The organism is Enterococcus mundtii (assembly GCF_013394305.1).
In the GTDB taxonomy this organism is placed as follows: domain Bacteria; phylum Bacillota; class Bacilli; order Lactobacillales; family Enterococcaceae; genus Enterococcus_B; species Enterococcus_B pernyi.
This window is the reverse complement of the sequence record NZ_AP019810.1, coordinates 516,054-529,226: the sequence shown is the minus strand read 5'-3', so window position 1 is coordinate 529,226 and position 13,173 is coordinate 516,054. Positions and strand designations below refer to the sequence as shown.

The following is a 13,173-nucleotide window of genomic DNA, read 5'->3' as shown; positions in this document are numbered from 1 at the left end:
TGAAAAAAACGAGAACTTAAACAAAAAAATAGAACATATTTAATTACCGGTTTACTAGCATTATGATAATTTGGTGTGCTGAAATTCATGCAATTTTAATTTAAAATTTGTTATGATTTACTTGAGATTAAGTGAACTTTCATTTTTGTAAACCACTAAAAAATAGCTAATAAACAAAAAAATATAACAATTTTGGTGTATGATCGGCGTCCCATTTACCATCGAAGGTGAAGTCGGTGATATAAATACACTTGAAATTCATGTCTCGCTACCAGTAGATGCGTCAAATGCTTCTCGACTAGCATCAATTACTGTAAATGCTTCATTCACAACAATTGAATCGTTTACAGTGAGTTATGCAGATGGTGTAGAGAATGACGTTGTATTTGAGGATAAAACTTTCAAACGTATTGAACCTGGAACTGCTACACCAGGTTTTGGTGCAGAACCAACAAGAAAAGGTTATACATTTGCTGGTTGGAGTCCGACTGTCAGCGAGACAGTTACAACCGATGCGCTTTATACAGCAACATGGGAACCAATTCCAACGTATCAGGTCAACTATACAGACGGTGTACCAGATGAAGAGATTTTTGCAGATCAAGTCTTTAACAATTTAGTCGCCGGTTCTGCGACACCCATATTTAGTGGGCAACCTACAAGAGCTGGGTATATATTTAAAGGATGGGATAAAGCAATAACTAATACAGTGACTGGTGATGGCACTTATACGGCCATTTGGGAACCTGTGATTCCACAAACTGTCACTTATCAAGTGATCTATACAGACGGTGTTGCAAATCAACCCATTTTTGAAAACCAAGTATTTTCAAAATTGATTAAAGGCATAGCAACCCCTGTGTTTAGTGGAACACCATCAAGAGAAGGCTATAAATTCATCGGTTGGACGCCAACTGTCAGCGAGTTTGTGGAAGGTAATATGACTTATACCACACAATGGGAAAAATTACCGCAAATCATTGAACCGGTGATACCACCGATCCAACACCCATAAAACAACCTAGAAAAGTGAGTCATCTTCCAAAAACGGCGGAACAATCGATGTATTCGACTAGTATGGTTGGCTTGGGTATGTTTATAGTCTTCGTAATAGGAATATGCTGGTTAAAACGTTCGAAATCAGAAGGTAGCCGATAAAACTGAAAGATAATCCTCACGTAAAAAAATATTATAAAGGAAAGAACTAGTAAATAAAAAAAACATCACTCATAAAAAGACATTAAGTCAGATTTTTTTTGGAAATTCAAAAAAAGTCTGACTTAATTATTTTCTTCTACGTAGCGATACTGAAAGCGTAAACAAAAAAAGGGGTGATAGCTTATGACAAATTGGCTGAACATTGAGAGGAAAACGATTATTGTAACCGGAGGATCTTCTGGTATCGGGAAAAGTATCGTAGAAAGTCTATTGGAACAACATGTCAATGTAGCAAATTTTGATATTAAAGATTCGACACTTAAACATCAACGATTATTATTTGTAAAAACCAATATAACATTACGACAAGAAGTAGAAGCTGGAGTTGCAAAAGTAAAGGACCACTTTGGTACGATAGATGGTTTGGTCAACAATGCAGGCATCAACATTCCACGCTTATTAGTGGATAAAAAGCAAGCGCATGGGAGATATGAATTATCCGAGGAAGTATTTGACAAAATCATCGCAATCAATCAAAAAGGATTATATTTGATGACTCAAGCAGTAAGTAGAATCTTAGTTGCTAAAGGAGAAGGAGTAATCATCAATATGTCTTCTGAATCAGGACTTGAAGGTTCAGAGGGGCAAAGTGCGTATGCGGCAACGAAAGCCGCTGTCAACAGCTTTACTCGATCTTGGGCAAAAGAGTTAGGAAAATCAAATGTTCGGGTAATAGGGATCGCCCCAGGAATCATGGAGGAAACCGGACTACGCACACTTTCTTATGAAGAAGCCTTGGCCTATACTCGTGGCATCACGATTGAAGAGCTTAGAGCAGGTTATGCCAAAACGAGCACGATTCCATTAGGTCGAAGCGGGAAATTAAAAGAAGTCGCTGACTTAGTTAGTTACTATCTATCTGATCGTTCGAGTTATATCACTGGAGTAACCACAAATGTGGCCGGAGGAAAAACTAGAGGATAAAAAGTGGGGGAAGTAAATGACGGTGGTGAACAGATGGTATCAAATTCTACAATTACTGGTTACCCACAAAGAAATGAGGATCGGCAGTTTGAAACAACAGCTGAATACAAGTACGCAAACGGTAAAAACCAGCATTGAATCTTTAAACGAAGAATTGATTGGAATTGCAGAAATCGTTCAACATAAGAATGATTTTCATATCGAAATTGAAAAATTTGAAAAATTTGATTTGATAATGAACGGCAGTTTGAGGCGGAAGAGCGATTTTAATTCTTGCAGTAAAAGAGTTTTCTTTATCGTCAAGAAGCTGATCGAGCAAAAAGATTTTTTGCTGATCGATGATCTGTCAGAAGCATTAGGGGTCAGCCGAAGTACTGTCGTTAAAGATCTACGAGTGATGAAAAAACTGATTTCCTCTTTTAATGTCGAAGTGATTGGAACGCCGAATCGTGGACTACGTATGCGTGGAGAAGAACTGGATCTACGACTGTTACACCTTCATTATGTACAAGAATATTTTGCCGAACGTCCATTATCAGAACGCACACAAGATTTCGTAGAACACTTAGTTCAAAAATTTAATTTACCTAAAAATCAGGGCCTTCTTTTGAAAAAAACGATTTCTATTACAATGAAACGACTCCTTAAAGGAAATATACTGGTAGATTTGCCAAATGAATATATGGACCTTATGACGAGTCATCCTGCTTTTGTCGAATTGATCCATCATTTGGAATATGAATATAGCATCACATTAAGCCAAACAGAACAAGCTTTTCTCAGTTTTCCTCTTAATATAAGTGCTATTGCTGGCATGGATAAGTCTACTATTGATGAGCAAAAAATCGAACAGTTATTTCAACAAATGATAGAGACAATTCATCAAAATTTACTAGTAGAATTTGATGAAACCTTCTTAGTCCATGAAATAAAAGAGCACTTCATTTACATGCTCAATCGTTTGATTTTTCGAATAGAGCTTCAAGATCTGTTCTATGGTGAAATCGAATCCCAATATCCTCTAGCCTATGAACTGGCAAAAATTGGTCTACAGCAGATCGGGGAGCAGTTACAACGAGTGGTTCCGACTGTTGAAATCAGCTATATTGCCTTTTATTTTGAACTTGCATTGAGGAAACAAACCAGTAACAACGAACACAAAGAAATTGCAATCGTCTGTAATACCGGAAAAGGAACAGCCTTGATTATTCGCCGTCAATTGGAACGGGTTTTGGGTCCGCAAATCATCATGGTCCATTTTTCTGAGGAGGAGTATCAGCAGGAAGACTTAGACCAATATTTTGCTGTTTTTACAACCATTCCGCTGAAAAATGTAAAGAAACATACCCCAATCATTCGATTGATCAATCTATTCAACGAAACTTGGTTGCAAGAAGAGTGGCGTAAAGCAGAAAAGTTGAGAGCCGCAAACGTTCATCACTTAAAATTAGATTTTGAGATTTTAAATGAAAAGAAACCCTACAAACAAAATCTTGATCATATGCTTGAATCTCTTGAGAGCAAAGGCTTAGTCGATCAAGAATTTAAGGAGCAACTGTTTATTAGAGAAAAGTTAAGGAGTACGATTTTTGAATATGGCATTGCTTTTCCTCATGCCATCAATAAAAAATCGGCTGAAATTATTTTATCAGTGGGTATCTTTAGGAAAGGAATCTCCACGATCAACGGACAAGTACAAGTCGTCTTGTTGTTAGCCATTCCACAAGATCTAACGATGGAAAAAGAAAAAGAATTGCTAAAACTGTATGATCAGCTTTTTGCTGTTATTGGCGATCCTGAATTTAGAAGTGAACTATGTCGTTTGGATGATTTAGTTGGGTTACAAAATTGGATGATACGAAAGGGGGTCATAACATGAATTTCATATATATATTCGGCGCATTTGCACTTGTTGCTTACGGACTGCAAGTAATATTTGGAATGAAACAAATCAAGCACTTTAATCAAATCTATCTAGAAATGCGCAGAAAAGGGAAGGTGGCTATCGGTCGTCGATCTGGAAAAATCAAAGCAGGAACGATCGTCATGTTTGCTGTCGATCAAAAAGGGATCATTATTGATGCGCGAAAGATGCAGGGCGTGACTGTTCTAGCAAAATTTCGTCTATTGCCACAATATATCGGAACAGATATCCACTACATCGACAACTATCATCCTTTGGTACGAACAGAAAATAAATTGGTGCAACAAGCAATGGCAAATGCCAGAGAAATCTATTTGCGGGTAGAACTAGGCAATTATCAAGAAGAATCGCTACCTTCCCCACTTACGATGCTTGGCATTCAATTCAGTTTATGGAAAAAACAATACCTATCAAAAAAAAGGAGTGTTGAATAATGGAATATATCACAAAATTTGCGGAAGGCTTCATCGGTTTATTTGAAACGGGTGCGGAAACTTTTATATCTTGGATGACTGGTATCGTCCCTGTAGTGTTGATCCTAATGGTCGCAATGAATACACTGATTGCTTTCTTAGGTGAAGAACGAGTAACTAAAGTTGCCAAACTATCAACGAAGAATCCCGTCACAAGATATTTGATCTTACCTTTTTTATCTGCCTTTATGTTGGGGAATCCGATGTCTTTTACAATGGCTCGCTTTTTGCCTGAATATTACAAGCCAAGCTATTATGCTTCTCAAGCACAATTTTGTCATACGAGCAATGGCGTCTTTCCCCACATCAATCCGGGTGAATTATTTGTTTGGTTAGGAATCGCCCAAGGAATCACAACCTTAGGATTAAATTCAATGGAATTAGCTGTACGTTATATGTTTGTCGGAATTCTTATGAATTTTATTGGTGGTTGGGTGACAGATTTTACCACCGCATATGTTTGTAAACAACAAGGGGTTACCCTGAGTAAAACAGTAGAAACAGCGACAGAATAAGGAGGAAGTGAGAAAATGAGCTATCATAGTATTCGAATTGTAAGAGGAACTGGTGGGTTCGGAGGGCCATTAGTGATCACACCAACAGAAGAAAAACACAAATTCATTTATATTACTGGTGGGGGAGAAAAGCCAGCAATCGTCGATAAAATTGCTGAATTGACAGGCATGGAAGCAGTCAATGGCTTTAAAACTTCTATCCCAGATAATGAAATCGCTTTAGCAATCGTTGATTGCGGAGGAACGTTGCGTTGTGGGATCTATCCAAAAAAAGGAATACCTACGATCAATGTCGTACCAACAGGAAAAAGCGGACCATTAGCACAATACATTACAGAAGACATTTACGTCTCGGCAGTAGGGATCAATCAAATCACACTGACTACTGAAGAAGGCACAGTCGGTCAATCTGATAACATAGAAAATAAGCGTGTAGCAGCACGTGAATATAAATACGATACAAGCAAAAAAATTACTGAACAAAAAGCTGAACAGCAGAATTTTATTGCAAAAATCGGCATGGGTGCAGGAAAAGTAGTGGCAACTTTTAATCAGTCCGCGCGCGAAGGTGTACAGACGATGATCAATACGGTCATTCCATTCATGGCATTTGTTTCTTTGTTGATCGGGATCATACAAGGATCTGGTATCGGTAATTTCTTTGCCAATATTATGGCACCTTTAGCAGGGAATATTTGGGGGTTGATGATCATCGGTTTTATCTGTTCCTTACCGTTTCTTTCTCCATTATTAGGACCTGGGGCAGTAATCAGCCAAGTCATCGGGACACTGATCGGGGTGGAGATCGGAAAAGGCAATATTCCACCACAGCTTGCTTTACCTGCGTTATTTGCCATCAATACTCAAAATGCTTGTGATTTCATCCCTGTCGGATTAGGCTTAGAAGAAGCAGAGGCTGAAACAGTAGAGGTTGGCGTACCTTCCGTTTTATATTCACGCTTTTTAAACGGTGTACCTAGGGTGTTAGTCGCATGGATAGCAAGCTTTGGAATGTATAGTTGAATCTAGGAGGAAAAAAATGTCAGTTTATTCAACAAAAGTCACTTCGATTGGCGCAGAAGCTACGCTCTTTAAAGAAGAGAAGCTCGTGATACTATTTGGAAAAGATGCACCCGATATGCTATCAGCCTATTGTTACCATATTGAACTTCAGCCAATCCACGGAGAGATCAAAGTAGGACAACAGCTCTTCGTCGATGAGACAAGCTATCGCATCACGTCTGTCGGAAGTTTGGTCAATGATAATCTAAAAGAGCTTGGACATATCACAATTAAATTTGATGGAGCGGTAACACCTGAACTTCCAGGTACTTTATACGTCGAAGGAAAAGAAATCGTTGAGATTGGTATCAAGACTAAAATCAGTATTAAGTAAAATACAGAGCAACATATCTGTTGAAAGGATGAATAAAATGGAATTTATGTTAGATACGATCAATATTGAGAAAATTAGTTATTACCAATCGATCCTTCCGCTATCTGGAGTAACGTCGAATGCTTCAATCATCAAAAAAGAAGGAAAGATTGATTTGTTTGCTCACTTGAAAGAAATCAAGAAGCTCATTGGAAAAGCAAGTTTACATGTACAAGTAGTTGGAGAAACAACGGAGGAAATCTTAACTGATGCCCAAGTAATCATGGATCACCTTGGTAAGGATATCTTCATTAAAGTACCAGTAAACGAACCAGGACTGGCTGCCATCAAACAACTGAAAGCCAAAGGAGCATATGTCACTGCAACCGCTATCTACTCTGAAATGCAAGGATACTTAGCAATAGCCGCAGGTGCCGATTATGTGGCACCTTATTATAACCGTATGGAAAATCTGAATATCGATGCTGTTGCTATTATCAAAGCATTAGCAATGGAAATCGAACGAACGCAATCTCAGAGTAAGATCTTAGCTGCTAGTTTTAAAAATGTTGCACAAGTCAATCATGCTTGTCGCCAAGGGGCGCACAGTATTACTGCGTCACCAGATATTTTTGCACAAGTATTCGGTATGCCTTCCATTCATAAGGCAGTGACAGATTTTAGGAAAGATTGGGAAGAGACATTCGGTGTCAAAGATGTGAAAGCATTAGCAGCAACAGGGGCGATAAGTCTTACTAAATAAAAAAGAATAAAGAGTCATGGAATGGTTGATCGATCCGTTCTATGGCTCTTTTTTAAATAACGTTATATTTATTATATTCATCCATAATCAAATAGTCACCGTGTAGTTAAACCAACAATGGAATGGGAACTTCATATGTCCGTCTACATATAGTTGATATCGTAAAAAATTATTTTTTTATGATATTCAACAAATAAGCATATCTACTTTATGACTGGATGTTTACTAAAAAAATGAACGGTATATTTCATCCGTTGAAGCAAGAAAGATTATATTCTTTAATATACCGATTTGAATAAATGGAAGAGGAAATAGTTGCTTCATTGCGTCTTAGTGGTTAGACCTTTATAACTGACAACTAGTCTTTCTAAGTGATATAATTTATATAAATAGTAGATTAAAAATAACCGTATGTATATTTTATAGCATGCTTTTATTAATGAAGGAGGCAGTTGATGAGGATCATAATTGTTGGAGGAAACCACGCGGGGATTGCCGCAGCACTTCGTATTCGTGAGGAATATCCAGACGATGAAGTAATCGTATTTGAAAAAAAGATGAAATAACATTTGTCTCCCAAACAATCCCATTATTTTTGATGGGACATCAAGATATCCACTCCCAAGCAAATTATGCAACACCGCATGAAATTATTGCTCAAGGAGTGGATTTACGCATTCAAAAAGAAGTAACCAACATCGATGCGAAAAAGAAGACGTTGAATTTTAGAAATGTGTTAAGTCAACATGAGCACGAAATAACTTATGACCGATTGATCATGGCTGCGGGCTCGTATCCCAACCTTCCTCCAACTGGCGGAAAACTGAATGAGACACTTTTTCTTTTGAAAGAGCGTAAGGATGCTGAAGCAATTGAAAAATTTATATCAGAAGCCCATCATGCGGTAGTGATTGGCGCTGGACTGGTCGGTGTAGAGATTGCTCGTATCTTAGCTCAACGAAAAATGAAAGTCACTTTGATCCAATCAAATGCAAGAATCCTTGACAAATATTTGGATGAGAATGCCGCAATCGAAGTAGAGAAGCAACTAGAAGAAGAAGGTATCCAACTATTACTAGGTACTAGAGTGACAAGCTACCATACAATTGATAAAAAAATCTGGAGTCGACCTAAAATCGAAGTTGAAACTTCTTCTGATTTGACTATCCGTGCAGATGGCGTCTTTGTTTCTGTTGGCTTCCGACCAAATTCGTTCTTATTAGCTGGACAAGTCGAAACCGGTGACCGTGGAGCAATCGTCGTTGATAAGTACATGTATACAACAGATGATTCGATTTTAGCGATAGGGGATTGTTCTACGACTTATATGGACTTGACCAAAGAAAATATTTATAATCCTCATGCTTCCGATGCTTTTCGTCAAGGACTGATCGCTGCTGTCAATATCCACGAGAAAAAGCAAGAAGTAGCAATGACCACAGGGACTTATAAATTCAATATGGATGGATTTACCATTGCGAATACTGGGATTACATTGAATCAAGCAAGAAAATTCGGATATGATGCAGAAGAAGTACACTACCAGAATCGTTATCTAGAGCGTGGCGGACAGCTTGTGCATGAATCGATTGTCAAATACTCACCAATTGAAAAAGGCAGAAAGAATCATTATTCAAGTATTTATCTAGTTTATGAGAAGAAAACAAAAAAAATCTTAGGATTGCAGGTTCTAGGAACAGTTGATATTTCTCAATATGTCAATATCATCAGTTTAGCAATCCAAAAAAATGTGACCGTGCCAGAAATTGAATTTACGGATTTCTTTTATGAACATGGCTACAAGAATCCTCTAGGTTTTACAAAAATATTAGCCTCTTTAGTTAGGGAAAAAGAAAGAGAGAGTGGTCGTGATGGCAAAGAAGAGAGATCAAATGAAATTAAATAAACCAGATAAAGAGATGTCAAAAAAACAAAAGCGAATGATTGAAGCTGGCGCACTGTTGACAGTAGGTGCTGGTGCATTTATCGGTGGCGTCACGATTCCAAATCTTTCTGCCTCTGCAGACAGTTCCTCTTTGTCCGAAAAGCGACTTGTTGAAGATGAGACCATCCAAGATATTGAACATACTTCTGTGGATGAATTGAATCAATCCTTACAAAAAGGTCAAAGTAGCAGTGTGAAGACAAATACTGGCTTTGTAGCTAAGTTAATGGATCAACTACCAAGTAAAGAAAAACTTTCTTCTATGTATGAAGGAGAAGGGATCAAAGTCAGTGATAGTCATACGGCATATGATATCCAACAAATTCTAGGAATCAAAGATGCGGACGTTTATTACCAAACTTCCACTTTATCTACAAGTGATGCGCAAGTAATGAAAATGTCAAGCTATCGGCAATTGATCCAAGCAAATCCGAATGTGAAGGTAACTTCACAAGATAATTATAAAACGGTCTCTCCTCATTTATATGAATCCAAAGAAAAGGCTTATGAAGATTCTGCAAACTGGAAAGATTCAAAAGTAGTTGCAAGTACGAGAGAAAAATCCTTAAGTTTCTCATCTAAAACGAAACCTGAAAGCACCAACTTTACCGCGGATGATGGTGCAGTATTAGGAAATATGAAAATCGATACAGGCTTTTCTCTGAACGTGAAAGCAGAAAATGGTCAAGCAAAATTAACAGATGAAATCAAAAGCGATTTTGAAGATGCAATGGAGAAGAATTTTTCCATCACTTATGAAGGTAGTACCTATTATGCAGTTTATCATGATGAGTCTATTTCTACCGACCATGGTAAAAATCAAGCAGATGGTTATTTCACATTTTCTTCGTCGACACATGGATTGCCTTTAGAGATCAATGGTCATTACTTGGTCTCACCTGTTCAGTTCGGTAGTACAGTCGACAGCTTGAAAACGTCTTTATCCTTGCACGGTGTACGGAGTTTTGAGAACACAGATTCTTGGTTAAATACAGATGAATCCAATATCAATGTAAAAGTAAATTTCGTTGATCAATTAGCGGATGAAAATACAACTTACTATGAAATCCAAGCAAAAGATCAAGTGATCGAGTCATTGAAATATGAATATGTGACCGTTAGTTTAGACGAGCAAAAAGCCACTGATTCAACTACAGCATACGCAGATGAGATGTCGATGCCAACGTATAGTGGTTCTCAATCAGGTATTAGTCCTGGGGGAGCAGTTGATGGTAATCTCGCAGAAGACGCAGCTGGATTAGCAGGATGGAATCAGACAGCGACGTTTTCTGGTGGTGGATATGGCGGACACACGATTACAGCGAATTCGGCAGTAACTGTGAAAACAGGACAGGTTTCTCAGACAAACTTTTCTTCAGTTATAAGTACGGTCAATATAACAGTAGACGGTGTGTCTTATAATCAGTTTGTTGCTCAACCAATCATGGTCAATGGGGTTCAGTATGCTGGTTATTTAACTGGTGCAAACGGAAGCGGCAGTGATTTTACGATCGTTGTGAAAGATACGAACTTTAATATCTACCAAATCGGGGGAGAATTTGCTTATATTTCTTCCTCAATGACGGATATGGCTTCACCAGATGCAACAACACCGGATGCAACCAACCCACAAGTGACCCCAGGAACAACTACACCAGAAGTCGATCCAGGCACAGGTGGCGGAGAAACTACTGATCCAGGAACAACTACGCCAGAGGTAGATCCCGGCGCCGGTGGCGGAGAAACTACTGATCCAGGCACAGGCGACGAAACCGATCCCGGAACGACAACACCGGAAGTCAATCCCGGAACGGGCGGCGAGACTGATCCAGGAACAACTACGCCAGAGGTAGATCCCGGAACGGGCGGCGAAACTGACCCCGGCACAGGCACACCAGAAGTCGATCCAGGCACAGGTGGCGGCAAAACTGATCCCGGAACGACAACGCCGGAAGTAGACCCCGGCACAGGCGGCGAAACTGATCCAGGAACGACAACACCGGAAGTCGATCCAGGCACAGGTGATGAAACTGATCCTGAGACAGGCACGCCAGAGGTAGACCCAACGATTCCAGATAAGCCAGATGCAGGTATTCCAATTGTCAATCCAGTTTTACCAAGTCAACCAGGAGCAAGTATTCCAGGTGTAGATATCGTAATACCAGATAAAAGTCTAAACACGGTCACGCCAGAAATTGATCCGTTAATACCTATTAACCCCGGCACGGTCACACCAGAAGTCGATCCCGGAACAGGTGGAGGCGAGACTGATCCAGGAACAACTACGCCAGAGGTAGAACCAAGCACAGGCGGGGAAACTGATCCCGAAACCGGTACACCAGGGGTAGATCCAGGTACAGGCGGGGAAACCGATCCAGGAACAGGCACACCAGAAGTAGACCCAAGTACAGGCGGGGAAACCGATTCAGGAATAGGCACGCCAGAGGTAGACCCAAGCACAGGCGGCGAAACTGACCCAGGAACAGGCACACCAGAAGTCGATCCAGTTACAGGAGACGGCGAAACCGACCTAGGCACGACAACACCAGAGGTAAATCCAAGAACCGGTGGTGGAGGAACTGATTTAAGTAGTACCACAACAACTGAGACTACCAATACAGATAATCAAATTGTAAGAACCCAAGTACTAAGTGATAACAGCTCTAACGATGGATTATCTAGTAATAACCAAACGACTAACACACAAGGAACAAGTGACTCTGAAGATGTTTCAGGTAAGCAATTACCTAAGACTGGTTCAACTTCAGGGATTTTTGGAAAATTTGTTGGTGGAATACTTGTTGCTTTTGCGGGATTCTTTGGACTATTCAAACGTAAACGTCGTGAATTACAAAAGGATGAAGATCGTGTCGAACGTGTGATCAAAGAGGAAGATGAAGAACAAGAAAATAAAGAGGAAAATAAGGATAAAAAGTAGAAGATAAGATACAATAGAGTACTTTTACCTCGATAAGCAAGAAATCGAAGCATAAGTGCTTAGCCTCGAAAAAAAGGCACCATCCACGAAATTTGTTTTAGTGGATGGTGCCTTATTTCCAATGATGTTACTTTTGTTTCTGCTGTTTATTCGGTTTTAGGTGTGTGATAGGACTAATGTCCAGACACTTTATTTGGAAGTGGTCATTTTGATTCAACTCATTCCAACTAAAGAATGGATAAAATTAAACGATAGAAAACAATCCATGAAACCCCGAAAATAGTTTCCTATTTTTGGATTTCATGGGTTGTTTTCTAATAGCTATTAGTTACAATGCTTATTCTGCTAGATTTTTATTAGGTTGTTCATCTAGAATAGGCGAACTCTCATTCACTAAATCAATCGGCTTAATAGCTAAAAATTGAGTTTGAAATTGTAATAGTTTTTTCATGAAAAATGAAATGAGATAAATGGAGATGGCAGAGATAACCGCTTGTCTTATCCCAAGAATCACAAGGTTTAGAGCGATGATCACGGTATTTGTAAGTAAAACGCCTAGAGCATGTTCGATTCCAAAATATTTTTTGAAAATCAATGGGGGAACCGTAACCCCGCCGTTTGACGCGCCGATTTGATAAAGAATGAATATTCCAAGACTAAATAGAAAACTGCCAGCGACTAAGGCGATTGGGAAATGTTGGGTGATTACCAAAGCCGGTGTGTATGCTAAAATAATCGGAAATATCAAACTACCTATCAGAATTTTAAAAAAAACTGCTCTTTCCAGAAAGATAAAAGCTAAACACAGCATCGCTAGATTGATTGCCCAAACAATCAATGTCCGGTCGATCAGCAAGACCATTTCTAGAAGAAAACCAATTGATCCTACGCCTGCTGAAGCAATTTGATGTGGAAGCAAAAACATATTTAGTCCCACAGTAATACTAATGATTCCAACAATAATCACAGGTAATTTCTTTATTTCTGCTTTCACACGCGTATTCCTTTCTTTTTTCACTATTTCTATAATTATAGCAAGTAGTCCAGTTAAGAAAGTAACAACTTTTTCAGACTAAACTGAAAAAAATACTCCGCGAC

Annotated in this window: 12 protein-coding genes; 11 read left to right on the top strand and 1 reads right to left on the bottom strand. The window is 39.0% G+C overall.

Annotated features, from left to right (window positions below; translation table 11 throughout):
- Positions 1 to 199: 199 nt before the first annotated feature.
- From HZ311_RS02485 to HZ311_RS15685, 11 genes are all read left to right on the top strand, one after another.
- Positions 200 to 1,015 (top strand): InlB B-repeat-containing protein, encoded by an 816-nt coding sequence (locus tag HZ311_RS02485; RefSeq protein ID WP_232092501.1) that lies wholly within the window; start codon positions 200 to 202, stop codon positions 1,013 to 1,015.
- 47 nt (positions 1,016 to 1,062) lie between these two features.
- Positions 1,063 to 1,158 (top strand): hypothetical protein, encoded by a 96-nt coding sequence (locus tag HZ311_RS15710; RefSeq protein ID WP_331251515.1) that lies wholly within the window; start codon positions 1,063 to 1,065, stop codon positions 1,156 to 1,158.
- A gap of 183 nt (positions 1,159 to 1,341) precedes the next feature.
- Entirely contained in the window at positions 1,342 to 2,142 is an 801-nt protein-coding gene (locus tag HZ311_RS02480; RefSeq protein WP_023519966.1) for an SDR family oxidoreductase, read from the top strand.
- Positions 2,143 to 2,158: 16 nt separating this feature from the next.
- The gene (locus tag HZ311_RS02475) at positions 2,159 to 4,021 is read left to right on the top strand and encodes a BglG family transcription antiterminator (protein ID WP_178946459.1); all 1,863 of its coding nucleotides are present in this window, start codon (positions 2,159 to 2,161) and stop codon (positions 4,019 to 4,021) included.
- A complete protein-coding gene (locus HZ311_RS02470) occupies positions 4,018 to 4,500 on the top strand; it encodes a transcriptional regulator GutM (protein ID WP_010735018.1) in 483 nt (160 codons plus the stop codon). The genes HZ311_RS02475 and HZ311_RS02470 overlap by 4 nt, the downstream gene beginning before the upstream one ends.
- The gene (srlA, locus tag HZ311_RS02465) at positions 4,500 to 5,054 is read left to right on the top strand and encodes a PTS glucitol/sorbitol transporter subunit IIC (protein ID WP_019723990.1); all 555 of its coding nucleotides are present in this window, start codon (positions 4,500 to 4,502) and stop codon (positions 5,052 to 5,054) included. Before HZ311_RS02470 ends, srlA begins: the two co-directional genes overlap by 1 nt.
- A 15-nt stretch (positions 5,055 to 5,069) precedes the next feature.
- Positions 5,070 to 6,077: a PTS glucitol/sorbitol transporter subunit IIB gene (srlE, locus tag HZ311_RS02460; protein WP_010735020.1), complete on the top strand. Its 1,008-nt coding sequence runs from the start codon at positions 5,070 to 5,072 to the stop codon at positions 6,075 to 6,077.
- Positions 6,078 to 6,093: 16 nt separating this feature from the next.
- Positions 6,094 to 6,450 carry a PTS glucitol/sorbitol transporter subunit IIA gene (locus HZ311_RS02455; protein WP_010735021.1) on the top strand — a complete coding sequence of 119 codons (357 nt, stop codon included), beginning with the start codon at positions 6,094 to 6,096 and terminating at the stop codon, positions 6,448 to 6,450.
- A gap of 37 nt (positions 6,451 to 6,487) precedes the next feature.
- Positions 6,488 to 7,192: a fructose-6-phosphate aldolase gene (locus tag HZ311_RS02450; RefSeq protein WP_023519962.1), complete on the top strand. Its 705-nt coding sequence runs from the start codon at positions 6,488 to 6,490 to the stop codon at positions 7,190 to 7,192.
- A 598-nt stretch (positions 7,193 to 7,790) separates the two neighbouring features.
- Complete coding sequence (locus tag HZ311_RS02445) at positions 7,791 to 9,098, top strand: FAD-dependent oxidoreductase (RefSeq protein WP_232092500.1); 1,308 nt, start codon at positions 7,791 to 7,793, stop codon at positions 9,096 to 9,098.
- On the top strand, positions 9,085 to 12,075 hold the full coding sequence (locus tag HZ311_RS15685; protein ID WP_197970082.1) for an LPXTG cell wall anchor domain-containing protein: 2,991 nt from the start codon (positions 9,085 to 9,087) through the stop codon (positions 12,073 to 12,075). The genes HZ311_RS02445 and HZ311_RS15685 overlap by 14 nt, the downstream gene beginning before the upstream one ends.
- 337 nt (positions 12,076 to 12,412) lie before the next feature.
- Here the strand turns inward: HZ311_RS15685 and HZ311_RS02425 are convergent, their stop codons facing one another.
- Positions 12,413 to 13,069 carry a YitT family protein gene (locus tag HZ311_RS02425; RefSeq protein WP_178946458.1) on the bottom strand — a complete coding sequence of 219 codons (657 nt, stop codon included), beginning with the start codon at positions 13,067 to 13,069 and terminating at the stop codon, positions 12,413 to 12,415.
- Positions 13,070 to 13,173 lie beyond the last annotated feature (104 nt).